This window comes from Microvirga sp. HS2 (genome assembly GCF_055792805.1).
Map to the genome: position 1 here is coordinate 34,901 of NZ_JBVVAJ010000015.1, position 23,410 is coordinate 58,310.

General features: G+C 64.6%; 18 protein-coding genes. 5 read left to right on the top strand and 13 right to left on the bottom strand.

All coding sequences use genetic code 11. The features are described from left to right. Positions 1 to 85 precede the first annotated feature (85 nt). From mscL to ACS5Q0_RS14530, 3 genes are all read right to left on the bottom strand, one after another. Positions 86 to 520: a large conductance mechanosensitive channel protein MscL gene (gene mscL, locus ACS5Q0_RS14520; RefSeq protein ID WP_473127362.1), complete on the bottom strand. Its 435-nt coding sequence runs from the start codon at positions 518 to 520 to the stop codon at positions 86 to 88. Between the two features lie 61 nt (positions 521 to 581). Further along, positions 582 to 1,097 (bottom strand): VOC family protein, encoded by a 516-nt coding sequence (locus ACS5Q0_RS14525; protein WP_473127363.1) that lies wholly within the window; start codon positions 1,095 to 1,097, stop codon positions 582 to 584. A 23-nt stretch (positions 1,098 to 1,120) separates the two neighbouring features. Then, positions 1,121 to 1,555: a DoxX family protein gene (locus ACS5Q0_RS14530; RefSeq protein ID WP_473127364.1), complete on the bottom strand. Its 435-nt coding sequence runs from the start codon at positions 1,553 to 1,555 to the stop codon at positions 1,121 to 1,123. A 186-nt stretch (positions 1,556 to 1,741) separates the two neighbouring features. On the opposite strand from ACS5Q0_RS14530, the gene ACS5Q0_RS14535 reads away from it, so the two are divergent. Continuing rightward, a complete protein-coding gene (locus ACS5Q0_RS14535; RefSeq protein ID WP_473127365.1) occupies positions 1,742 to 5,251 on the top strand; it encodes a PAS domain-containing hybrid sensor histidine kinase/response regulator in 3,510 nt (1,169 codons plus the stop codon). 16 nt (positions 5,252 to 5,267) lie between these two features. On the opposite strand, the gene ACS5Q0_RS14540 is transcribed toward ACS5Q0_RS14535, so the two are convergent. From ACS5Q0_RS14540 to ACS5Q0_RS14575, 8 genes are all read right to left on the bottom strand, one after another. Further along, positions 5,268 to 5,969, bottom strand: a complete 702-nt coding sequence (locus ACS5Q0_RS14540; protein WP_473127366.1) for an aspartate/glutamate racemase family protein — start codon at positions 5,967 to 5,969, stop codon at positions 5,268 to 5,270. Between the two features lie 7 nt (positions 5,970 to 5,976). Continuing rightward, positions 5,977 to 6,600 carry a DsbA family protein gene (locus ACS5Q0_RS14545; RefSeq protein ID WP_473127367.1) on the bottom strand — a complete coding sequence of 208 codons (624 nt, stop codon included), beginning with the start codon at positions 6,598 to 6,600 and terminating at the stop codon, positions 5,977 to 5,979. Positions 6,601 to 6,652: 52 nt separating this feature from the next. After that, positions 6,653 to 7,201, bottom strand: a complete 549-nt coding sequence (locus ACS5Q0_RS14550) for an acyl-CoA thioesterase (RefSeq protein ID WP_473127368.1) — start codon at positions 7,199 to 7,201, stop codon at positions 6,653 to 6,655. Beyond that, positions 7,198 to 7,707, bottom strand: a complete 510-nt coding sequence (locus ACS5Q0_RS14555) for a DinB family protein (protein ID WP_473127369.1) — start codon at positions 7,705 to 7,707, stop codon at positions 7,198 to 7,200. Before ACS5Q0_RS14555 ends, ACS5Q0_RS14550 begins: the two co-directional genes overlap by 4 nt. Before the next feature lie 170 nt (positions 7,708 to 7,877). Beyond that, entirely contained in the window at positions 7,878 to 10,085 is a 2,208-nt protein-coding gene (locus ACS5Q0_RS14560; RefSeq protein WP_473127370.1) for an FAD-dependent oxidoreductase, read from the bottom strand. A gap of 26 nt (positions 10,086 to 10,111) precedes the next feature. Beyond that, complete coding sequence (locus tag ACS5Q0_RS14565; RefSeq protein WP_473127371.1) at positions 10,112 to 11,320, bottom strand: acetyl-CoA C-acetyltransferase; 1,209 nt, start codon at positions 11,318 to 11,320, stop codon at positions 10,112 to 10,114. A 136-nt stretch (positions 11,321 to 11,456) separates the two neighbouring features. Next, positions 11,457 to 13,250, bottom strand: a complete 1,794-nt coding sequence (locus tag ACS5Q0_RS14570) for an acyl-CoA dehydrogenase C-terminal domain-containing protein (RefSeq protein WP_473127372.1) — start codon at positions 13,248 to 13,250, stop codon at positions 11,457 to 11,459. Positions 13,251 to 13,558: 308 nt separating this feature from the next. Next, on the bottom strand, positions 13,559 to 13,969 hold the full coding sequence (locus ACS5Q0_RS14575; protein ID WP_473127373.1) for a MerR family transcriptional regulator: 411 nt from the start codon (positions 13,967 to 13,969) through the stop codon (positions 13,559 to 13,561). Positions 13,970 to 14,325: 356 nt separating this feature from the next. On the opposite strand from ACS5Q0_RS14575, the gene ACS5Q0_RS14580 reads away from it, so the two are divergent. From ACS5Q0_RS14580 to ACS5Q0_RS14590, 3 genes are all read left to right on the top strand, one after another. Continuing rightward, a complete protein-coding gene (locus ACS5Q0_RS14580) occupies positions 14,326 to 17,433 on the top strand; it encodes a hypothetical protein (RefSeq protein WP_473127374.1) in 3,108 nt (1,035 codons plus the stop codon). Between the two features lie 103 nt (positions 17,434 to 17,536). Continuing rightward, the gene (locus tag ACS5Q0_RS14585; RefSeq protein ID WP_473127375.1) at positions 17,537 to 18,466 is read left to right on the top strand and encodes a sulfite exporter TauE/SafE family protein; all 930 of its coding nucleotides are present in this window, start codon (positions 17,537 to 17,539) and stop codon (positions 18,464 to 18,466) included. After that, on the top strand, positions 18,463 to 19,227 hold the full coding sequence (locus ACS5Q0_RS14590) for a TIGR02186 family protein (RefSeq protein ID WP_473127376.1): 765 nt from the start codon (positions 18,463 to 18,465) through the stop codon (positions 19,225 to 19,227). The genes ACS5Q0_RS14585 and ACS5Q0_RS14590 overlap by 4 nt, the downstream gene beginning before the upstream one ends. A 10-nt stretch (positions 19,228 to 19,237) precedes the next feature. Here ACS5Q0_RS14590 and pdeM read toward each other — a convergent pair whose 3' ends face one another. Then, positions 19,238 to 19,939: a ligase-associated DNA damage response endonuclease PdeM gene (pdeM, locus tag ACS5Q0_RS14595; RefSeq protein WP_473127377.1), complete on the bottom strand. Its 702-nt coding sequence runs from the start codon at positions 19,937 to 19,939 to the stop codon at positions 19,238 to 19,240. Continuing rightward, positions 19,936 to 22,449 carry a ligase-associated DNA damage response DEXH box helicase gene (locus ACS5Q0_RS14600; protein ID WP_473127378.1) on the bottom strand — a complete coding sequence of 838 codons (2,514 nt, stop codon included), beginning with the start codon at positions 22,447 to 22,449 and terminating at the stop codon, positions 19,936 to 19,938. The genes pdeM and ACS5Q0_RS14600 overlap by 4 nt, the downstream gene beginning before the upstream one ends. Before the next feature lie 138 nt (positions 22,450 to 22,587). Here ACS5Q0_RS14600 and ACS5Q0_RS14605 point away from each other — a divergent pair, with 138 nt between their 5' ends. Next, a complete protein-coding gene (locus ACS5Q0_RS14605) occupies positions 22,588 to 23,406 on the top strand; it encodes an SDR family oxidoreductase (RefSeq protein ID WP_473127379.1) in 819 nt (272 codons plus the stop codon). Positions 23,407 to 23,410 lie beyond the last annotated feature (4 nt).

Sequence of the window (23,410 nt, forward strand, 5' to 3'; positions counted from 1 at the left end):
GGGATACCTGTCCCCCCGCGGAAGGCAAGCCCTCGATTCACACTCATGACAAGAAGCGAAGGGTCCCATCGCGATCTTTGATGAATCAGAGAGTACGGCCGGTCTTCATCAGATCGCGGATTTCCGTGAGCAGCTTCACGTCGGCCGGGATTTCCGGCGGCTTGTCCGCCGTGCCGGTCTTGGCGTCCTCTGCGCGCTGCAGGCGATTCATGCCCTTGACGAGCAGGAACAGGATCCAGGCGATGATGATGAAATTGATGGCGACGGTGACGAAATTGCCCCAGGCGAGCACCGCGCCCTGGTTCTTGGCTTCGTTCAATGCCGTTGCGGTGACATTGCCGGACAGAGGCGTGAAATAGTTCGAGAAATCGAGTCCGCCGGTGACGGCCCCGACGATCGGCATGAAGATGTCGCCGACGAGGGAATCGACGATCTTGCTGAAGGCGGCACCGATGATGATGCCGATCGCCAGATCGACCACGTTGCCCCGCAAGGCAAATTGCTTGAACTCGTTCCACATGGCCGGACCCTCCTTTGGCTTTCCTGCCAAGGTCAGAAGGTGTCCGGCCATGCCAGGGCCGTCAAGACTCCCGAGCGGCCAGGAGATCCTGCAGGTTCAGGCGCTGGGTGACCATCTGAAGCTCTCCGTCCGCATTTCGCGGCCACTGATCCTCCGGGCGGTCCACATAAAGTTCGATGCCGTTGCCGTCCGGATCGCTCAGGTAAAGCGCCTCGCTCACACCATGATCGCTCGCTCCCTGGAGCGGAATGCCCGCCTCGGCCAGACGGTAGAGGGCGTCCGCCAAGGCGGCTCTCGTGGGATAGAGGATAGCCACGTGGTAAAGGCCGGTGGTCCCCGGAGGGGGCGGCGAGCCTCCCTCGCTCTCCCAGGTGTTCAGGCCAATATGGTGGTGGTAGCCGCCTGCCGAAACGAAGGCGGCCTGGGTGCCGTAGCGCTGGATCAGCTCGAAGCCGAGCACGCCGCAATAGAAGGCGAGCGAGCGCTCGAGATTTGCAACCTTCAGATGGACATGGCCGATTCGGACGCCCGGATGGATGGGGCGGGCAGTCCGAACTCCGGCTTTCTCATTCGACATAGGTTTGATCATGGCGACCTGCCTCAGACCGAACGAACGGATAACGCGGGGGCAGCCCTCACCGATCCGGACCTGAGCGCAAAGGCCCCATCCCCGAGCAGGGCCTGTGCGACAAGCGCCAGGATCCAGAACGCCAGGAATTCCCAGCCGCCGTTCGGGTTGGAGAAGAAGAAGCCGGCCGAACCATGCACCGTAACGATGGCCCCGACGAGGATCGGGATGAGGGCGAGCGCCACCCAACGGGCATGGAACCCGGCGATCAGGGCCAGGCCGCCGACGAGCTCGGCGAGGATGACCACATAGGCGAGGAGCCCTGGCAGACCGAGGCTCTGGAAGAACTGGACCGTTCCGGCCGGCGTGAAGACGACGATCTTGAGGCCTGCATGGGCCAGAAACAGAATGCCGAGGGTGACGCGCAGAACAAGCGCGGCATAGGGGGCGGTACGTGCGTCGATCATGAGGATCTCCTGGAATGCGATGATCCTCATATGAGCTCATTCCAGAGATCCGATAATACGTTGGACAGAATATCAATTCACACCAAGAGAGTGAGATCGCTACCTGCCTGCGCTGTCCTGCTAGTGGCGCTCGGCCCTTGACGAGGGTAAAGCTGATGGCAGCTTCCTCGTAAGGGTTCAAAGCATATGGTCGCCACCTGGGCGGTAGTTTTATCGGCGCTGGTTTATCTCTGCTTTCTGTTCACGGTCGCCTATTGGGGCGACAACGGAGGCAGGCGCTTCGTCCAGGGGCCCTACCGCTCCACCATCTCCGCGCTGGCTCTTGCCGTCTATTGCACCTCCTGGACCTTCTTCGGGTCCGTGGGGCTCGCAAGCCGCTCCGGGCTCGACTTCCTGGCGATCTATATCGGCCCCATCCTGGTGATCACCTTCGGGCACGCCCTCGTCGGGCGCGTGATCCGGGTGGCCAAGATGCAGAACATCTCCTCCATCGCCGACTTTGTGGCCGCCCGCTACGGCAAGAGCGAACGCGTCGCCGCCATCGTCAGCCTGATCGCGCTTGTCGGCTCCGTTCCCTATATCGCGCTTCAACTGAAGGCGGTCTCGGCCTCCCTCGACGTCTTCATCACCAAAGCCGACGGAATGCCGCCCCCGAACCTGCCCTTCATCGGGGATCTCGCGCTCATCGTCGCTCTCGTGCTCGCGGGCTTCGCCGTCGCCTTCGGCACACGCCACCCCGATGCGACGGAGCATCAGGACGGCCTCATCATGGCGATCTCGGTCGAGTCCATTGTGAAGCTCGTCGCGTTCCTGATCGTCGGCGGCTACGTGACTTTCGTGATGTTCGACGGCTATGCTGGGATCAAGGAGCGCCTCGTCTCTCTCGGCACGACGGACAGCCTGATGGAGAGAACCTCGGGCTTCGGCAGCTATATCACCCTCGTTCTTCTCTCGAGCTGCGCCGCCCTGCTGCTGCCGCGCCAATTCCATGTGACCGTGGTGGAGAACCATTCCATCCGGGACCTGAAGCGGGCCGCCTGGATGTTCCCGCTCTATCTCGTTCTCATCAATCTTTTCGTGATTCCGATCGCGCTGGCGGGCCTTGCGATGTTCCCGACGGACGGGATCGACCGCGACATGACCGTGCTGGCGCTGCCCCTCGCCGATCAGGCTGGCACGATCGCCGTTCTGACGTTCCTCGGCGGGTTCTCGGCGGCGACCGCCATGGTGATCGTGGATTCCGTGGCCGTGGCCGTGATGATCTCCAACCACCTCGTCATGCCCGTCGTCCTGCGCAGGCGCGCCTTCGCCGGGGTCGACCCGGGCGGTTTCGTCATCGCCGTGCGGCGTATCTCGATCGTGCTCGTCATCCTGCTGGGCTATGCCTATTACCGCGCATCCGGCGAGGCGGCGCTCGCGGCCATCGGCCTTCTGTCCTTCGCCGCCATCGCGCAGGTGGCCCCTGCCTTTCTCGGCGGCCTGATCTGGTCACGCGGCACGGCGCTCGGCGCGAGCGTGGGCCTGATCGTGGGATTTCTCACATGGCTCTACACGCTCCTGCTGCCGAGCCTCGTCTGGGACGGCGTGTTCTGGTCCGACGTAGTGGTTTCCGGGCCGTTCGGCATCGAGGCCCTGAAACCGACCGCCCTCTTCGGCGTGGATCTGCCCCAGCTCACCCATGGCGTCGTCTGGAGCCTGACGCTCAACATCCTCTGCTATATCGGGTTCTCGCTGTGGCGGCCCGTGACGGCGATGGAGCAGATTCAGGCGAATGTCTTCGTCGGCGAGCCGCATACCTCCGCGACACCGAGCTTCCGCCTCTTTCGCGCCAGCGTGACCGTCGACGAGTTGCGCGCGACGGTTTCACGCTATCTCGGCGAAGAGCGCACCACACGCTCCTTTGAAGGCTTCAGCCACAGCCGGGGCCAGACGCTCGAGCCGCGGGCAGAGGCCGACATCCATCTCCTGCGCTATGCGGAACACCTGCTGGCCTCCGCCATCGGCACGGCGTCCTCACGCCTGGCGCTGTCGCTTCTCCTGCGGCGCCGCACCGTCTCGACCGAGGCCGCGCTCAAGCTGCTCGATGATGCCTCCGCCGCGATCCAGCACAGCCGCGACCTTCTTCAGCATGCCCTCAACTACGCCAAGCAGGGCATCACGGTCATCGACCGAGACCTGCGGCTTCTGGCCTGGAACCAGGCCTTCATCGATCTTTACGATATGCCGCCCAACTTCGTTCAGGTCGGAATCGGCATGGAGCGGATCGTCCGCTACAACGCCGCGCGCGGCTCCTATGGCCCCGGCAAGATCGACGAACAGGTGGCTGCGCGCCTGCACTCGTTTCAGCATGACGTGGAACCCGTGCGCCTCAAGCTCTTTCCATCCGGAAAAGTCATCGAGATCCGCTCGAACCTCCTGCCGGACGGCGGGCATGTCACGACCTATACGGATGTCACCGAGGCGGTTCTCGCGGAGGAGGAAAGCCGTCGCGCCAACGAGACGCTCGAGCAGCGCGTGCGCGAGCGGACCGAGGAGCTGACGCGCCTCAACGAAGCCTTGCGCAGCGCGAAAGCGGAAGCCGACGAGGCGAATATTTCCAAGACGCGGTTCCTGGCCGCAGCCTCGCACGACATTCTGCAGCCGCTCAACGCGGCGCGCCTTTACGCGACTTCGCTCGTGGAGCGTGATCGCGAAGCCGGCGATGCCACGCTCGCCGAGAACATCGACGCGTCACTGGACGCCGTCGAGGAGATCCTCACCGCCATCCTCGACATTTCCCGTCTCGATACCGGCGCCATGAAGCCGCAATGGTCGAGCTTCCGCATGGACGAACTCTTCCGTCAGCTTCAGCGCGAATTCGACCCCATCGCGAAGGAAAAGGGCCTGACGCTCACCTTCGTGCCCCCCTCGCTCACCGTGCGCTCGGACCGGCGCCTGCTGCGCCGATTGCTGCAGAACCTCGTCTCCAACGCCATCAAGTACACGCCGACGGGCCGCGTCCTCGTCGGCGCAAGGCGGCATGGCACCCATCTCGTTCTGGAGGTTTGGGATACCGGCCTCGGCATTCCGCCCTCGAAACAGCGGATCGTCTTCCGCGAATTCCAGCGCCTCGATCAGGGAGCGAAAGCGGCGCGCGGCCTAGGACTCGGTCTCTCCATCGTGGAGCGCATCGGGCGAGTGCTCAAACATCCGATCACCCTCAAGTCGGAGGTGGGACGCGGATCGGTGTTCCGCGTCGAGGTCCCGGTCGTCGCGGCGCTGCCGGAGACCGTTGCGGCGCCCGAGCCTCCCAAGGCTCCGACGACCGTTCTTTCAGGCCTGCATGTTCTGGTGATCGACAACGAACCTGCCATCCTGGAAGGAATGCGGCTGCTGCTGTCGGGCTGGGGCTGCGACGTGTGGACGGCCTCGGACCTCGAAACGGCCCACAATGTCCTCCGGAGCAACAAGGCCCTGCCCGAAGTCATCATCGCGGATTACCATCTCGACGACACGGATGGCCTTGAACTCATCAAGGCCCTGCGCTGGAAAACGCAGGTCGACACGCCCGCCGTTCTCGTGACCGCGGACCGCACGCCGACCGTGCGCGACGCCGCCGCCGCCATGCATGTGCATGTGCTCAACAAGCCGCTGAAGCCCGCAGCCCTCCGCGCCTTGCTGACCCAATGGCGCGCCACCCGCGTAGCCGCGGAGTGACGCGACGAGCGAATGATCACGCGCCGAGCGCGTGATCGACGGCCGCGATCGCGTGGATCGTCGTGGTGTCGAAGAGCGGCACCGCGCTGTCCTCGTCAGAAACCAGCAGCATGATTTCGGTGCAGCCGAGAATGACCGCCTCCGCGCCGTTCTCGATCAGGCGCGCGATGACGGCACGATAGGCCTCCCGGGACCGGGGATCGATCCGGCCGAGCACGAGTTCCTTGTAGATGATGTCATGCACCACCTGCCGGTCGGCGGCGTCGGGAACGATCACGTCGAGATTGTGGAGGGATTGCAGGCGGCCCTTGTAGAAATCCTGCTCCATGGTGAAGGCCGTTCCGAGCAGACCGACGCGCCGGATGCCGGCTGCCTTGATCTTCTCCGCGGTGGGATCGGCGATATGCAGCAGCGGAATGCGCACGGACGACGTGATTGCGTCCGCGAGACGATGCATCGTGTTGGTGCACAACACGATGAAGTCCGCGCCCGCCCGCTCCAGGCGAAGAGCCGCATCCTTCATCGTCTCGGCGAGCCTGTCCCAGTCGCCGGCGTGCTGAAGCTGCTTGATCTCGTCGAAATCGACGGACAGCATGAGGCTGCGCGCCGAATGCACGCCGCCCAGGCGCCTCTGCACGTCCTCGTTGATGATGCGGTAATACTCGGCCGAGCTTTCCCAACTCATCCCGCCGATGAGCCCGATGGTCCTCTGCTGCATGAAGGCCTCAGGCGGTAGGCTTATAGGGAGCACGGCCACTGGCGAGGGCGTCATCGAGCAGGTCGAGACGGTCCTGTCCCCAGAACACCTCGCCATCGAGCACATAGGCCGGCGACCCGAAGACGTCGTTCGCCACGGCATTCTCGAGGTTGAGCGCGTAGATCGCCTCGGTCGTGCTGCCGGTGGCGATGTCCATCAACGCGGACGAATCCAGCCCCGCCTGCTCGGCAAGCTCCGAGAGCACGAGCGGATCGGCAAGGTTGCGCTCTTCTTCCCAAATGGCGGAGAAGGCGCGGCGCAGGAAAGCATCGGGGCTCTTGCCCGTCGTCGAGATCGCAATCACATAGCGGTCGGCCAAGTTCACATCGAAGGGCCAGTGCTTCGGATTGATGTTGAAGGACAGGTTGCGCTTCTCGCGCCAGCGCTGCAGCTCCACGAGGCGATAGCGCTGGCGGACCGGGTGACGCTGGCTCAGCGGCAATCCGCCCGTCTCGGAAAAGACGCGGCCCAGGAAAACGGGCTTGTAGTTCACCTCTACCCCGTGCCGCTGCACGATGTCCATGAAGGGCGCATGGCCGATATAGGCCCAGGGGCTCACGAGCGAAAAGTAGTAATCGATGACACGGGGCATGAGTCTCAAGCTTCGCAGTTCAGGCTGAAGGAACCAGACCAACCTTGGACCATCACGCCGCTCTCTTCAACGTCTCTTCTGCATGAAGGAACGCCTCGACCTCGGGACCAGCGTCCGGAGGCGCGGTCCCGATTCCGATTTCGCCCAACAGCCGCGCCATGGGAACGTAGCCTTTCACGGCCCGGTCATAGAGCCCGGCCCGGACCAGGGCGATGGCATTGAGGATCGGATTACCGTCGCCGCCCTGCGAGATCACCCGATGCTCGATGACCACATGGGTTTCGGACCAGGTGAGAATGCGGGTTTCCAAGGTAAAGGCCTGGAACAGCCGCATCTCGCGGCGATACCGGATCTGGCCTGCGCTCACGACCGGCACCCAGCCATGCGCGAGGATGGGCCGCCAGAGACCGGAACGGATCATGATATCGGTACGGCCGAGATCCATGAGGGTCCAGTAGCGCCCATTGTTCATGTGGAGCGACGTGTCGAGATCGTGCAGCCACACGCGGAATTTCAGGCGAGAGACATCCGTTGCCGGGTCGATCCTCGGCCTGAGGAACGAGGCGATGACGAGGGACAGCAGGCGCAGCCAGAGATTCATGCCATTCCCATGCCGCTCGATCGCTGGAAGGCGACGAGATCGAGGACCGGCGCGTCGAGACCGAAGCCGGTGAGGAGACAATGGACCTGGCCGCGGTGATGTGTCTGATGATTGAAGAAATGCGCGAGAACGGGAGCAAGCGGCTGCTCGATCTCGGTGGGATTCGTGAGGCTCCGGTAACGGATCCTCCCGGCAAGATCCACCTCGGACAGGCCTTCGACATAGGCGATGATCCGCTCGTCCTCGCTCCGGCGCGCCGACCAGAGATCGGACAGGTCGTCGAACAGGACCGCATCGAGCCGGTCCGGGGCCTCGCCTTTGCCCGTGAAGCGCTTGAGCCAGATGCGGTCGGTGGCGAGAAGATGGTTCAATGTGCCGCTCACCGACTTGAAGAACGCCCCCCGGTCCGCGTGATAATCCGTCTCCGGCAACCGCGCGGCCGCTTCGTAGATGCGCTCGTTGCACCATGCGTTATAGGCCGCCATCATGGCGAAATGCGACTTCATGGCGATGGCTCCGTCGTGTCCGTCCTCATGTCTTGAGACGCCGCGGAGGGTTGGTCAAGATTTCCTCTTCCTCCCTTCGGGGGGCTGTCCCGGACCTCCCGCTCGAAGCCCCGGGCCGTGCCGATCGTCCTCACAGGCCGGGCGCCGGTGAGGACGATGGACGCTGAGGCTCAGGCCGCCTTCTTCGCCGAGGCACGGCCATAGAAGGTGTCCCCGGAGGCTGCCATGTCGAGAAGGATGCGCGGCGGGGCGAAGCGGTCGCCGTGCTTTTCCTGCAGCTTCTGGCACAGAGCCACGAAGGCCTTCGTGCCCATGAAGTCGATGTAGGACAGAGCGCCACCCGTATAGGGCGCGAAGCCGAAGCCCAGGATGGACCCGACATCCGCCTCGCGGGGATCGGTGATCACGCCCTCCTCGAAGGTCCGCGCGGCCTCCAGTGCCTGCGTGACCAGCAGACGCTGCTTCAGCTCCTGCATGTCGACGAGTTCGGGCTCCACGCGCTTCGACTGCAGGTCCTTGAGGCCGGGCCAGAGACGCTTCTGTCCCGCCTCCGGATAATCGTAGAAGCCTTTCCGGTTCTTGCGGCCGAGGCGCCCCTCCTTCTCCACGAGACGGGTGAGCAGCTCCTCCTGCTGCGGAATGATCGCCGCCTCCCCGAGCTGCGCTTTCGTGGCTTTCAGGATCTTGAGGCCCAGGTCCACGCCGACCTCGTCGTTGAGCGAGAGCGGGCCCACGGGCATGCCGGCCTGCTTGCCGGCCTGCTCGATCATGGGCGCCGGAAGCCCTTCCGTGAACATGAGGTGGCCTTCGAGGATATAGGCCAGCACGCAGCGGTTGGCGAAGAAGCCGCGGGAGTCGTTGACGACGATCGGCGTCTTCTTGATGAGGCGCACATAATCGAGCGCGGTGGCGAGCGCCTTGTCGCCCGTCTCCTTGCCCATGATGATCTCCACCAGCATCATCTTCTCGACCGGCGAGAAGAAGTGGATGCCGATGAACTGGGCTGCGTTCTTCGCGGTCTTGGCGAGGCCTGTGATCGGCAATGTCGAGGTGTTGGAGGCGAAGATGCAATCCGGACGGATGGCGGCCTCGACCTTCTGAATCACCTCGGCCTTGACCGAGGGATCTTCGAACACCGCTTCGATCACGAGGTCGCAATCGGAGAGATCGCCGTAATCGGCCGAGGCCTTGATGCGTTCGAGCAGCGCATCGCGATCCGCGGTTTTGGCGCGTCCCTTCATGATCTGGTCGGACATGAGCTTGTGGGAATGAGCCTTGCCCTTCTCCGCCGCCTCGACGTCGCGGTCGATCAGCACGACCTCAAGCCCCGCATTCGCCGTGACATAGGCGACGCTCGCCCCCATGAACCCGGCCCCGACGACTCCGACCTTCCGGATGGACGACGGCGGCACGTCCTTCGGGCGGCGCGCGCCCTTGTTGAGGTCCTGCATGGAGATGAAGAGCGTGCGGATCATCGCCGCCGCCTCCTTCGAACGCAGGATCTTGGCGAACCAGCGCGACTCGACCCTGAGGGCCAGATCCATCGGAAGCTGAAGGCCCTGGTAGACGGATTCCAGGATCGCGCGGATGGCCGGGTAATTGTCCTGCGTCTCGCGGCGGTAGATGGCATTGGCCGGGGGCCAGATCTGCATCCCGGCGGCGGAATAGACCTTGTTCGAAGGGAGCTTGTAGCCCTTCTGATCCCAGGGGGCCACCGCCGAGCCGCCGTTCCTGATCCAGTCCTTCGCCGTCTGCACGATCTGGTCACGCGGCGCGACCGCATGGGCGAGACCCATATTGCGCGCCATGAGCGCGCGGATCTGCTCGCCCTTGAAAAGCATCTGCAAGGCATCGCCGGTCTGCATCAGGCGCGCGACGCGCTGCGTCCCGCCCGCGCCCGGGAAGAGCCCGACCTTCACCTCCGGCAGGCCCACGCGCGTGGAATCCGCATCGGACAGAACGCGGAAGTGACAGGCGAGCGCCAGCTCGAAGGCGCCGCCGAGGCACACCCCGTGGATCGCGGCCGCAAAGGGCTTTCCGCACGTCTCGAGACGCCGGTAAAGCAATGAGAGCTTGCGCGATTCCTCGAAAAGGAAGGAGTTTGCCGCCTCCTCGCCCTTCTCTTGGGCCAGACGCATATACTCGGCGTTCGAGGCCTGGAGCCTGGTGAGATCGGCACCGCCCGAGAAGGATTCCTTGCCCGACGTGAAGACGCAGCCCTTGATGCTCTCGTCGGACGCCACCGTCTCGACGATCCGGGACAGTTCGTCCATCACCTGGGTGGTGATGACGTTCATGGACCGGTCCTTCATGTCCCAGGTGGCGAGCGCAATGCCGTCGGCATCGACCTCGAAGCGGAAATTGGTGAAGTTCGTCATGGTTTCTCTCCCGTCCCCGCCGTTTCTTAGACCCGCTCGATGATCGCCGCCGTGCCCATGCCGGCGGCGACGCACAGTGTGATCAGCGCCGTCTGCTTATCGGTGCGTTCCAACTCGTCGAGAACCGTGCCGAGGATCATCGCGCCGGTGGCTCCGAGCGGATGGCCCATGGCGATAGCGCCGCCATTCACGTTGACCTTCGCCGGGTCGAGATCGAGCGCCTGGATGTAGCGCAGCACCACCGCCGAGAACGCCTCGTTGATCTCGAACAGATCGATGTCGTCCTTCGTCATGCCGGCCTTCCTGAGAGCAAGCTCGGACACGTCGATGGGGCCCGTGAGCATGAGGGCGAGATCCGACCCGATGGACGCGAACCCCTTGATGCGCGCGCGGGGCTTCGCCCCGATTCTCGCGCCGCCCTCCTTCGAGCCGACGAGGACGGCGGCGGCTCCGTCCACGATGCCGGACGAGTTGCCCGCGTGGTGCACGTGGTCGATGAGTTCCACATCCGGATGTGCCGCGATCGCCACCGCATCGAAGCCGCCCATCTCGCCCATCTGCACGAAGGCGGCCTTGAGCTGACCCAGCGACTGCATGTCGGTGCCCGGGCGCATGTGCTCGTCCTTGGCCAGGATGGTGAGACCGTTCACGTCCTTCACCGGGACCACGGACCTGGCGAAGCGACCCTCGTCCCAGGCCTTCGCCGCGCGTTTCTGCGACTCGACTGCATAGGCATCGACGTCGTCGCGGGTGAAGCCGTATTTGGTCGCAATCAGATCCGCCGAGATGCCCTGCGGCAGGAAGTAATTGGGAATTGCGATGCCCGGATCGACCGGCCATGCGCCGCCGGAGGCGCCCATGCCGACCCGGCTCATGGATTCGACGCCGCCGCCGATGGTGATGTCCTTCATGCCGGACATCACCTGCGCGGCGGCGAAATTCACCGCATCGAGGCCCGAAGCGCAGAAGCGGTTGATCTGAACGCCCGGCACTTCCTTGCCGAAGCCTGCCTTCAGAGCCGCGGCGCGCGCGACGTCGCCGCCTGCCTCGCCAACGGGGTCGACGCAGCCGAGCACGACGTCCTCCACGAGCATCGGGTCGAGATCGTTGCGCTGACGGATTGCGTCGAGCGCCGTGACGGCGAGATCGACCGTGGGAACCTCGTGAAGCGAGCCGTCCGGCTTGCCACGCCCGCGAGGCGTGCGGACGGCGTCGTAGATAAATGCATCGGCCATGGGGGCCTCCCCGATTGATGTGGCATCATCCCGGGCAAGCGAAGCGCCACCCGGGATCGTTTCAGAAGTTCAGTGCTATACTCGTCGCGCGATCCCGGCTCTTCGCTGCGCTCCGCGCCGGGATAACGCCGGTCAATCAGAATGCGTCCACCGGCATTGCCATGGTGACATCCGCACCGGACGAGATGCGGGCTAGGCGCATGCCGGTTTCCGGCATCATGCGTTCCATGAAGAAACGTCCCGTCAGCAGTTTGGCATCCATTGTCTCGGCAACGCCATTTCCTTCGGCTTTCTTGGCTTGGGCAACCTTCGCCATCTTGGCCCACATATAGCCCATGGCGACCGTACCGAAGAGGTGCATGTAATCAGTTGCACCAGCCCCGGCGTTGTCGGGTTTCGCCATGGCATTCTGCATGAACCACATGGTCGCCTGCTGCAGGTGGCCTAATCCCTGCTGCAAGGGAGTGACGAAGCCCTTCAGGTTCTCGTCGCTGGCGTTCTCCTGGCAGAAGGCTCCGACCTCGTTGAAGAAGCTCATGATGGCGCGGCCGCCGTCTTTTCCGAGCTTGCGGCCGACGAGGTCCATCGCCTGGATGCCGTTCGCGCCCTCGTAGATCATGGCGATGCGGGCGTCGCGCACGAACTGCGACATGCCCCATTCCTCGATATAGCCATGCCCGCCGAACATCTGCTGCGCCTTCACGGCATTCTCGAAGCCGAGATCGGTGAGAACGCCCTTCACGACCGGAGTCATGAGGCCCATGTGGTCGTCCGCCGACTGGCGCTCGGTGGCGTCGGTCGAGCGATGCGCGATATCGCTCTTCAGCGCCGTCCAGACCAGGAGGGCGCGCGCGGCCTCGTTGAAGGACTTGATGGACAGAAGCGTGCGGCGCACGTCCGGGTGCACGATGATCGGGTCGGCCGGCTTGTCGGGGAACTTCGGACCGGTGAGAGCACGGCCCTGCAGGCGATCCTTCGCATAGGCGACCGCGTTCTGGTAGGCGACCTCGGATTGCGACAGGCCCTGCACGCCGACCGCGAGGCGTGCCTCATTCATCATCACGAACATGGCGTTGAGGCCGCGGTTCTCCTGACCCACGAGCCAGCCCTTGGCACCGTCGTAGTTCATGACGCAGGTGGCGTTGCCGTGAATGCCCATCTTGTGTTCGAGCGAGCCGCAGGACACGCCGTTCCTCTCTCCCAGCGAGCCGTCCTCGCCGACGAGGAACTTCGGCACGACGAAGAGCGAGATCCCCTTGGTTCCCGCCGGCGCACCTTCGATGCGGGCCAGGACCAGATGCACGATGTTCTCCGCCATGTCGTGCTCACCGGCGGAGATGAAGATCTTGGTGCCGGAAATGGCGTAGGAGCCGTCACCGTTCGGAACGGCCTTGGTCTTGAGCAACCCCAGATCCGTGCCGCAATGGGGCTCGGTGAGATTCATCGTGCCGGTCCAGGCGCCCTCCACCATCTTCGGCACGAAGGTCTTCTTCTGTTGCTCGGTGCCATGAACCAGAAGGGCCGCGATAGCGCCCTGGGTCAGGCCCGGATACATGCCGAGCGACAGGTTCGCCGAGGAGACGAATTCCTGCATGATGGTGTTCAGCGTCGAGGGCAGCCCCTGCCCGCCGTATTCCTCCGGCATGGACAGGCCCATCCAGCCGCCGGCCGCATAAGCCTCGTAGGCATCCTTGAAGCCCTTCGGAGTGCTCACCGAGCCGTCCGGATTGCGGGTGCAGCCTTCGAGGTCACCCGGACGGTTCAGGGGGGCGAAAACCTCCTCGCAGAGCTTGGCCCCCTCGGCGAGGATCGCCTCCACCACATCCGGCGTGGCATCCGCAAAGCCCGGCAGATTGTTGTGACGCTCGATCTGGAAGACGTCGTTCAAGAGGAACATGACGTCTTCGACGGGGGCCTTGTAAACCGGCATTCGCTCTTCCTCCAGGATCGCCGGCTGGCATCGGCTCGCCATGCGAACGAGCCAGCCCATGGGATAGTTTACATATAAACCATCCAGTTCTTTTGGAAAGAGGTAGGGCGCAAAATCTCCTGGAACACGGACAGGGGTTCAGGTCCGGCGGCGCTTGACGCAAATGACGGGCCAAACCTTGCCAAACCTTCCTGAACGGTACCGGCGGCCGAGAGCCGACGCCTTCAAGCAGATGAGCCCAGACGGCGCCGGATGAAAATCATCCTCGGCCGTCCAGGCTCATCAATAAGGCTCGAAAATGACTGGTCTTATGCGGCGATTGCGAGGCTGGCGCGGCGCGCCCTGAGCTCCTCGAGGGCCTTCTCGATCTCCGCCTTCTGCTGCTCCAGGTGGCGGATTTGATCCTCGACCTGATCCAGCGACAGCTTGAGATTCATGGCGGGTCCGTTGGCGGACCGCTCCTCGGCCAGCATGGCGCGGATCTCGGTGAGGGTGAAGCCAAGCTGCTTGCCCTTCAGAATCACGGAGAGACGCTCACGATCGCGCGCGTCATAGATGCGGGCAGTGCCGTCCCGACGCGGAGAAAGAAGACCACGGTCCTCGTAAAAGCGCAGAGTCCGCAACGTCACTCCGAACTCGCGCGCCAAATCTCCGATCGTGTAGAACTTGGCCCCTTCCTCCATCTCGTGGTGACTGGAACCCGTTACGGTTTGGTTCATCGAATGCCCCGTCAGTTATTGTTGATATGATCAGCACTTTGTCCGTAACGTTATGATAGTACAACAGCTCTGTTGATAGCAAGTGCTTTAAGGAAATGCCGGCTTCGAGCCTTTCAGCCCGCTTCTGCGTGCAATCTGCCCAAGCGGAAACTGCCCGTTCAGAGGGGAACATTCCGCGCTAAAGCCTGATCCTTTAACGGCTTTTTTACGACGTTGACCGAAAGTTGCATCGTCGCTCGGGTGCCCATGAGGCCATGTGATTCGCCTCGATCTCAGATCTCGCGAGCGTCGCGGCCGGCATATGCAGGGGGCTTAGAGCCGGCCAGGAGTTCCAGTATCCCCCCGCGAGCGCGGCTATGAGACACCACGTCCTTCCTCACCTCGACGAGCTGGATCTCGATGCCCGGGAACGGGCCAAAGACGCCGCCCGCCGGGCAGGACTGAGCCTTGAGGAATGGACGGCCGCCATTCTGGCGAACAGGGAGGACAAACGAGCGTCCTCCGTGCAAGGGCGCAAGCCGGAAGCCCCGGCGCCGGGCCGCCCTACCCTTCATCCATCAAGGTCGGCGCGACCGGAGCTGGAGCGCACCTTCGAAACTCTCATGGCGGCCGTCGCGGCCCAAAGCGAGCGCCAGGCGCAGGACCATGCGTCCCGCACCGCGATTGCGCTGGAATCCATGGCGGGCTGGATCGAACAGACAGAGGAGCGCTTGAACGAAACCGCCCGCGCCTCCGCCGACCACCAGGACCGCATGGCAACCGCTCTCTCGCAGGCCCTTTCCACCTTGAGGGACCGTCTCGACTCCGTCGAGCGTCAGACCGCGGCCGAACGGCAGGCGCAGCCTCACACGCAATGGATGCCCGCCATCGGTGCGATCCGGAGCGAGATGGAGCGTCTCCGCGCAAGCGTGGACAATCTGGCGACGCAGGAGGAAATCGCCTCTCTCGGCCATATCCTGAAGGATCTCGCCAAGGAGATCGCCGGCGGTCCAGCCAACAAGGATCTCCTGATCCTCGCGCAATCGACGGCGGCCATGTATCGCCAGATCCAGGCCCTTTCGGAGAACGTCGGCGGCGCATTGCACGAGCGCATCGGCGGCGAGATCGATGAGCTGAAAGCCAAGATCGACCGGATTGCCGCAACCGGCATCGATCGCAGCGTGATCGACTTCCTCAGCAGTCAGATCGTGGACATGCGTCACGATCTCTCCCAGCGCGCGGAGCCGCGCCAGATCGAAAAGCTATCGCAGGACGTGACCGCCCTCGCCCACCAGGTGGCGGACCTTCGCAGCAACCAGGTGGAGCGCAGCGACCTCTCTAAGCTTAGGGCTTCGCTCGAAAACGTGTGCGCGGCTCTGAACCGCACCGTTGCTGTGCAGGAAGCGGCTGATGTGCCGTCGCAGCTGGAAAACATGAGCCGCAATCTCGCCGCTCTGGCGAGCCGTCCGGCGCCGGAGACGAAGGATCTCGATCCGATCACCGATCAGCTGGCGCTCCTAACCGACCGAATGGCCGAGCTGTCCGAAAACCGGTTCCGCCAGAACGATGCGCTCAATGCCGTGATCGAACGCCTGTCCGTTCAGGTTCAAGCCGCTGCCGATAAGGAGCCTCTCTCGCAGGAGCCGCTGATGCAGCGGTTCGACACGATCGAAGAGGAACTTCGCCAGATCGGCCGGCAGGCGGACACCTCGTCGGTGAGGGACATGCTGCGCAACATCGACGAGAAGCTCGATCGCGCTCCGTCCGTGCCGTTGAGCCTCGATGCCCTCGAGCAGCAGATCGCCTCTCTCGCGGAACGGCTCGCGCAGAAATCGGGAGAGCCCCTGCAGAAGATCCTCGACGAAACCACGCATTGTCTCCGCAATTTCCAGGCGGATGCGGCCGGAATTGCAGAGCGGGCCGCGAAGGCCGCGTTGAAGGATCTTCAGCCGAACCTACTCGCTGCGGCCGATGTCGACAGCCTGAAGCAGGGGTTTGTCGAGTTGAAGGCCTTGCAGAGCCGTACCGACAAGAACACACACGAGACCCTGCGCGCGATCCACGGCGCCCTGGAGACCCTCATCACCCGCTTCCCGGACCGGGTCGCAGGCAAGCCCCGATCCCCCCTGCCCGGCCACGCCAGCCCCGACGCATCGTCTGAGCCTATCCCCCAGGCGGATCGTCTGGAGGCGGCTGTGCGCCGTCTTCATGCGGTCACCCTGTCACAGATCGAAGAGGTCGCAACGACGCGTCCCGAAGCGTACGCCGATCGGACCGGCTCCGAGGCCACGACACATCAGCCGGCGGACGAAGACCTCGGCACGGTGCGCGCGAGCTTCATCGCGGCTGCGCGCCGCGCCGCACAGGCCGACAAGGCGGATCAATCCGCTGACACGCATGACACCGAGGAAGAACTGACCGTGGAGGAGTTCGGAGGCCCGGAGTCATACGAAGCCTCCTCCGGCTCCCCGATCTCCCTCATGGAGCGCATCCGCCGAAGCCTCGACGCGCACCGCCGCTCGCTTCTCCTGGGGCTGGGCCTTGTCGTTCTGGCAACAGGCACGGCGCAGGTCATCTCGAGCGGGCTCGTTCCCTCTCCGCTCTCGCTGATCGCATCGGACAGCGCTCTTCGGCCGGCCTCGGCTCCCGAGGCGCAGCCTTTCGATAAAACCACCGAGACGGGGAGCATCGCCACACCGGCTGAGAAGACGAACCTCTTCCAGCCATCGAGTCTGGCTGCGGCCATGGAGCCGGCAGCCGCCACGCCCCCCGTCAGCGCGGCGCCGAAATTCCTCGTCGACCCCGCAACGGTGGGGAACATTCCCGCCGCCGTCCCCCCCGCGCTCCGCGAGGCCGCTCTGACCGGCGACGCGGCGGCCCTTTACGAGATCGCCTCCCGCGCCGCCGAAGGGCGCGACCTCCCGCAGGACATGTCCCTGGCCCTTCGTCTTTACGAGCGCGCAGCCCAAGCCGGGCTCCCTCCGGCTCAGGAAAGGCTCGCCATGCTGATGGAAAAAGGCATCGGTCGCGAACGCGATCCGAAGCAGGCGGCGATCTGGTACGAACGGGCGGCGCAGGGCGGCAACATCCGCGCCATGCACAACCTCGCGACGCTTCTTGTGTCGGGCCTCAACGGCAAGCCCGATTACGGGACGGCATTCCGCTGGTACAGCGAGGCCGCCGAAGCCGGTCTCAAGGACAGCCAGTTCAACATGGGCGTTCTCCTCGCCCGCGGCATCGGGGCCAAACAGGATATTGCGAAAGCCTACATGTGGCTTGCCCTCGCCGCCGCTCAGGGCGATGCCGATGCCGCCAAGAAACGCGACGAACTCGCTGGACGGCTCAGCGCCTCCGAGAGAAAAGCCGCGGAATCTTCGATCGAACGATGGCAGCCCCGGCCCGTCGATCCTTTCGCGAACAGAGACCCCGCTGCCTCAGGAGGACGGACGGCAGCGTTGGAAGGCACCTGGAATAAGAGAAGTTGAGGCCGAACCCGATGCGGTCAGCTTACGTTCATCCCTCGTCCTTTAAACCGCCCAACGCATCATTGTAACCAAGCCGTGACTGCACCGGCCAAGGGGATCCGGAGTGCAAATTTATCTGCCGATCGCTGAAATGCCCGTAAGCGTTCTTCTCATCCTCGGGATGGGTGCAGCGGTGGGTTTCATCTCCGGGCTGTTCGGCATCGGCGGCGGGTTCCTGATGACCCCGCTCCTGATCTTCCTCGGCATTCCCCCCGCCGTGGCCGTGGCCACCCAATCGGCCCAGATCGTCGCCTCCTCCACCACCAGCGTGCTCGGCGCGCTGCGCCGCAACGCGCTGGATCACAAGCTCGGCGCCATCCTGGTGGCCGGCGGCTTCGTCGGCTCGGCGCTCGGCGTCTGGTTCTTCGCCGCCGCCCGCCGGGCCGGCCAGCTCGATCTGGTCATCGTCGTCTCCTACGTGACCCTGTTCACGGTGGTCGGCAGCCTGATGCTGAAAGAGAGCATCCGCGAGTTCTGGCACAAGCGCAAAGGCGGCAGCGTGCGCCTGCGGCGCCAGGCCGGCGAGCATGCGGCCTATCTCGGCTGGCCGCTGCGGATGCGCTTTTACCGCTCCAAGCTCTATGTCAGCGTGATCCCGATCCTGCTGCTGTCGCTGTTCATCGGCTTTGCCGGCGCGCTGCTCGGCATCGGCGGCGGCTTCATCGTGGTGCCGGCGCTGCTCTACATCTTCCGCGTGCCCACCAACGTGGTCGTGGGCACCTCCCAGTTCCAGATCGTCTGCACCACCCTCGTCGCCCTCATTCTGCACGCGGTGATGAACCAGGCGGTCGACATGGTGCTGGCGATCCTGCTCATCGTCGGCGGCGTGTTCGGAGCGCAGTTCGGCGCGCGCATGGGGCGCCACCTGCGCGCGGACATGTTCCGTTTCCTCCTCGCCATCCTGCTGCTCGCCGTAGGCCTGCGCTTTGCCCTGGAACTCGTCGTCGAGCCCCGCGAGCCGTTCTCGCTCACGGTGCAGGAGCGTCGTCAGTGAGAGTCCTCTACATCCTCTCGATCACGCTCGCCTTCCTGAGCTCGGCCTCGGCGGAAACGCTGATCACGTCCCTGTCGAGCCATCGGGTCCTCATCAACTCGAACTACACGGGGACATCCATTGCCGTCTTCGGCGCCATCGAGCGGGATGCGCAAACCATCGCGCGCGCCACGGGCTACGACGTGGTCGTCACGGCCCGCGGACCGCGGCAGTTTCTCACCGTGCGTGAGAAGCAGAAACTGGGCCCTGTCTGGATCAATCAGGACCAGCAGAAGTTCCCGCAGGCCCCCGCTTATCTGAGCGTCCTGAGCTCGAAGCCGATCGAGGAGATCACGAGCGATCAGTTGCGCCAGAGGCAGAAGATCGGCCTGAGAGCGATCATCAGCGCCCCGGATATCACCAATGAGCGCGGAGATGGCGAGGACAAGGAGTTTCGCGACGCGCTCTATCGCCTCAAGGCACGGGAAGGGCTTTATCTGGAGGAAGAACGCGGGGTGACGTTTCTCACGCCCGACATCTTCCGGGCCAGCATCCCGTTGCCTGCGACCGCACCGCCCGGCGAATACGACGTGCAGGTCGTCCTGTTCGCCGACACGGTGATCCTGGCGAGCACCGTCACCCACTTCGAGCTGGTGAAGACCGGGTTCGAGGAGCAGGTCGGCGCCGTGGCACGGGATTGGTCGCTGCTCTACGGCCTCGCCACCGCCCTGCTTGCCATCGCGTTCGGCTGGCTCGCCAGCGTGATCTTCCGGCGCGATTGAGCGGGTTCGTTCAGTCCCGGCAGAGCATCGCCTTCGCGATGGCGAAGATGCGTTCGGTTCCGATGAGATGGGCCGTGAACCCTTTCGGGAAGAGCGGCTTGAAGGCGGCATCGCAGGCGTTGAGGCCACCGGCATAGGCGCCGAGCGCGGGCATGATGCAGCGGGTGCCGTCCGTCAGGAAGCAGCGCCGGCGCGTCGCGCGCCCGCGCATCACCACCTTGCCGACCGGATGCAGGTGCCCTGCAATCTCCGCTTCCTCTCCCGCAACCGGCTCGTGCCGCAGTGTCAGGGAGCCGAACGTCGTTGCCTCCACGACCTGACCGCCGATGCTTTCGGGCAGGATGCGATCGTGATTGCCCGTGACCCAGATCCAGTCGCGACCGGCTTGGACGCTGTTCAAAGCAGAGCGCTCTTCGTCGCCGAGCCGCTCGGGCCCGCCGATGTCGTGGAAGCTGTCCCCCAACGCGACCACGACGCGCGGATTGAAGCGCGCCACCACGTCGACCAGGGTGCCCAGGGTCTCGCGCGTATCATAGGGCGGAAGCATCATGCCGCGGCGCGCGAAGGACGAGCCCTTCTCGAAATGCAGGTCGGCCACCAGCAGCGCATCATGGGCCGGCAGATACAGGCCGCCGCTCAGGTCCAGAAGGGCCAGCTGCCCCGCCAGCTCGATCTCGTGGGTTGTCTGTTTGTTCTTTCGCAATGCCGTCACGCCAAAGCCTCGTCGAGAAGCGCCGCTTCCGCCTCGGCCAGAATCTCGTCCGCGTTGTCGCTATAGACGCGCTCACGGCCGATCTCCAGCATGACGGACACGCTCAAGGGAGAAACCCGGTCGAGCGGTTTGTGGATGATTCGCCCCCGGATGCGCTGAAGCATCATGCCGAGGCGCCTCACGTCCAGGAGTCCCGTTGCCGCATCCGCCCGGGCGGCGCGCAGCAGCACGTGATCGGGCTCGTGCTTGCGCAGCACATCGTAGACGAGGTCGGTCGAAACCGTGACCTGCCGCCCGGTCTTGTGTTCGCCGGGGAAGCGGCGCTCGATCAATCCGGCGATCACGGCGCATTGGCGGAAGGTGCGCTTCATCAGCGCGGATTCCGCCAGCCAATCCTCCAGGTCGTCGCCCAGCATGTCCTCGGAGAACAGCTCGTCCAGGAAGGCGGGTTCCCGCGCCGCCCGTGCGGCGATATCGCCGGAGGCGTAAACGGCGATGCCGTAATCGTTCGCGACGAAGCCGAGAGGTTTCAGCCGCGCACGCTCCAGGCGCCGGGTGAGCAGCATGCCGAGGGTCTGGTGCGCAAGGCGCCCCTCGAAAGGAAAGCAGGTCATGTAGAAGCGGTTGCCGCGCGGAAAGGTCTCCACGAGAAGATCGCGCGGGCCGGGCAGAAGCGAGCGGCGGCGCTGCTGCAGAAGCCACTCGGTCATCTGCGGAGGCAGGCGATCCCATTCGAAGGGATCTGCCAGGATTTCGCGCACGCGGGCCGCGAGAAACGTCGACAGGGGGAACTTGCCGCCCTCGTAGGAGGGGATCATCGGATCCGTTCCGGACGCGGCGCGGGTGACCAGCACCTCGTCCTCGGCGATCCCCTCGAAGCGCAGCACCTCGCCGGCGAAGAGAAAGGTGTCGCCGGGCGTCAGGGTCTCGGCGAAGTATTCCTCGATCTCCCCGAGAATGCGCCCGCGCGGCAGCACGGTCCCGGGTCTTGCCCGCGACGTCTTGCCGAGGCGGACCTTGATCATGGTGGCTTCGACGATGGTGCCGACATTCAAGCGGTATTGCTGCGCGATCTTGCCGTCGCGCACGCGCCAGAGGCCGTCATTGCCCTTCACGATCTTGGCGAAGCGCTCGTAGGCGCGAAGGGCATAGCCGCCAGTAGCGACAAAAGCGACGCAAGCCTCGAAATCCTCCCAGGTGAGGCCCGCATAGGGCGCTGCCGAACGCACCTCTTCGTAAAGCTCCTCGAGCCTGAACGGATCGGCGCAGGCCATGCCGAGGATATGCTGACAGAGCACGTCGAGCGCGCCGGTCCGGGCGTCGGGCGTATCCTGCGCGGCCTCGTGCACGGCGTCCAACGCAGCGCGGCATTCGAGGATCTCGAAGCGGTTGGCCGGTACGAGATAGGCCTGCGACGGCTCGTCCATGCGATGGTTCGACCGGCCGATACGCTGCATGATGCGCGATGCGCCCTTCGGCGCCCCCACATTCACGACGAGATCCACATCCCCCCAATCGATGCCGAGATCGAGGGTCGCGGTGCACACCACCGCCTTGAGCAGTCCCGCCGCCATCGCCTCCTCGACCCGGCGGCGTTGCGCCACATCGAGCGACCCGTGATGAAGCGCGATCGCGAGACCATCATCATTGAGCTTCCAGAGTTCCTGGAACGTGTATTCCGCCTGCAGGCGCGTGTTGACGAAGACCAGCGTCGTCCGATGCTCCCTGATGAGCTGATAGATCGAGGGCATCGACAGAGAGGCCGTGTGACCGGCCAGCGGCAGGCGCTCTTCGAGCTCCAGCATGCGGATATCGGGCTGCGCCCCGCCCTTCACCACGACGAGATCGGCGAGGCTCGCCTCCTGCTGCCGCTGCGGCACCAGACAGCGCCGCAGATCGTCCGGCTCGCGCACGGTCGCGGAGAGCCCAACGGCTGTTGCCTGCGGGGCGATGCTCATGAGCCGCGCGAGCCCGAGCGACAGGAGATCCCCGCGCTTCGAGGTCACGAGGGAATGCAGCTCGTCCAGGACGACACGGCGCAGGTCCTTGAAGAACTCCCCCGCCTCGCGATGGGCGAGAAGCAGCGCCAACTGCTCAGGGGTCGTCAGCAGAATATCCGGGGGACGCTCGATCTGGCGCGCCCGCTTGTGGGATGGGGTGTCGCCCGTGCGGGTCTCGATCCGGATGGGAAGGCCCATCTCCTGGACCGGCGCTTCGAGGTTGCGGGCGATATCGGTGGCGAGCGCCTTCAGGGGCGAAATGTAGAGGGTATGGAGTCCGCGCCTGTCCTTCGCCGTGCCCCGACCGGGTTCCCGCTCCGCAAGTTCGACGAGGCTGGGCAGGAAGCCGGCAAGGGTCTTGCCCGCTCCCGTCGGCGCCACGAGCAGCACGGAGCGGCCCTCCTTCGCCTTGGCGAGAAGTTCCAGCTGATGCTCGCGGGGCTCCCAGCCACGGCCTTTGAACCAGTCTCGGAAGATTTGGGGGAGAAGGGGTGAGGACGCCTTTGACATACCCTGACAAGATAGGCGCTGGAGAAGAGTTTCGCCACGGCAGGCAAACTTCCCATGTGAACCCCGGTCCCGACCGCTTGCTATCCGTCACGGGATGCCCTCACCCTGGGCCAGCGAAAAACCATAACAGGAAGCGCCATGACCAGTTCAAGCCAGTTCAAGAATGCCGTCGCCGTCGTGACCGGAGGGACCCAGGGCGTCGGGGAAACCATCGCGCGGACGCTCGCCGAGCGCGGCGCCGCTGGTCTCGTCATCTGTGGCCGCAACGCGGAGCGGGGCGAAGCCGTGGCGCGGGAGATCACGGCGCAAGGCTGCCGCACGGAGTTCGTGAAGGCGGACCTTGCCAGCGTCGACGAAGCCCGTGCCGTGACCGCGCGGGCGGACAGCGTCTTCGGCAGGGTGGACGTTCTGGTGAATGCGGCCGGCATGACCGACCGCGGCACGATCTTCGACACGAGCCCGGAACTGTTCGACCGCATGTTCGCCGTGAACGTGCGCGCGCCCTTCTTCCTCATGCAGGAGGCGGCCAAGATCATGCGCCGCGAGGCGATCGAGGGCGCGATGGTCAACATCCTCTCCATGTCGGCCCATGGCGGCCAGCCCTTCATCTCCGCTTATTGCGGCTCGAAGGGAGCGCTCGCGACCCTCACCAAGAACGCCGCCTTCAGCCTCATGCCCTGGCGCATCCGGGTGAACGGCCTCAACATCGGCTGGATGAACACCCCCGGCGAAGACCGCATCATGCGCACCTATCACGGCGCTCAGGACGGCTGGCTGGAAAAGGCCGCAATGGAACAGCCCTTCGGGCGTCTGCTCGACCCCGCGGAAGTGGCGCGTGCGGTCGCGTTCCTCGTCAGCGCCGAATCCGGCCTGATGACCGGCTCGATCATCGATTTCGATCAATCGGTTCTGGGCTGCTGGGAATCCGCGCCGCACCCGTTGATGCCCACGGCCTGATCGC

Bases quoted from the DNA above. Each gene is read 5' to 3' on its own strand.
- mscL (WP_473127362.1), bottom strand. From the start codon at position 520: ATGTGGAACGAGTTCAAGCAATTTGCCTTGCGGGGCAACGTGGTCGAT.
- ACS5Q0_RS14525 (WP_473127363.1), bottom strand. From the start codon at position 1,097: ATGTCGAATGAGAAAGCCGGAGTTCGGACTGCCCGCCCCATCCATCCG.
- ACS5Q0_RS14530 (WP_473127364.1), bottom strand. From the start codon at position 1,555: ATGATCGACGCACGTACCGCCCCCTATGCCGCGCTTGTTCTGCGCGTC.
- ACS5Q0_RS14535 (WP_473127365.1), top strand. From the start codon at position 1,742: ATGGTCGCCACCTGGGCGGTAGTTTTATCGGCGCTGGTTTATCTCTGC.
- ACS5Q0_RS14540 (WP_473127366.1), bottom strand. From the start codon at position 5,969: ATGCAGCAGAGGACCATCGGGCTCATCGGCGGGATGAGTTGGGAAAGC.
- ACS5Q0_RS14545 (WP_473127367.1), bottom strand. From the start codon at position 6,600: ATGCCCCGTGTCATCGATTACTACTTTTCGCTCGTGAGCCCCTGGGCC.
- ACS5Q0_RS14550 (WP_473127368.1), bottom strand. From the start codon at position 7,201: ATGAATCTCTGGCTGCGCCTGCTGTCCCTCGTCATCGCCTCGTTCCTC.
- ACS5Q0_RS14555 (WP_473127369.1), bottom strand. From the start codon at position 7,707: ATGAAGTCGCATTTCGCCATGATGGCGGCCTATAACGCATGGTGCAAC.
- ACS5Q0_RS14560 (WP_473127370.1), bottom strand. From the start codon at position 10,085: ATGACGAACTTCACCAATTTCCGCTTCGAGGTCGATGCCGACGGCATT.
- ACS5Q0_RS14565 (WP_473127371.1), bottom strand. From the start codon at position 11,320: ATGGCCGATGCATTTATCTACGACGCCGTCCGCACGCCTCGCGGGCGT.
- ACS5Q0_RS14570 (WP_473127372.1), bottom strand. From the start codon at position 13,250: ATGCCGGTTTACAAGGCCCCCGTCGAAGACGTCATGTTCCTCTTGAAC.
- ACS5Q0_RS14575 (WP_473127373.1), bottom strand. From the start codon at position 13,969: ATGAACCAAACCGTAACGGGTTCCAGTCACCACGAGATGGAGGAAGGG.
- ACS5Q0_RS14580 (WP_473127374.1), top strand. From the start codon at position 14,326: ATGAGACACCACGTCCTTCCTCACCTCGACGAGCTGGATCTCGATGCC.
- ACS5Q0_RS14600 (WP_473127378.1), bottom strand. From the start codon at position 22,449: ATGTCAAAGGCGTCCTCACCCCTTCTCCCCCAAATCTTCCGAGACTGG.
- ACS5Q0_RS14605 (WP_473127379.1), top strand. From the start codon at position 22,588: ATGACCAGTTCAAGCCAGTTCAAGAATGCCGTCGCCGTCGTGACCGGA.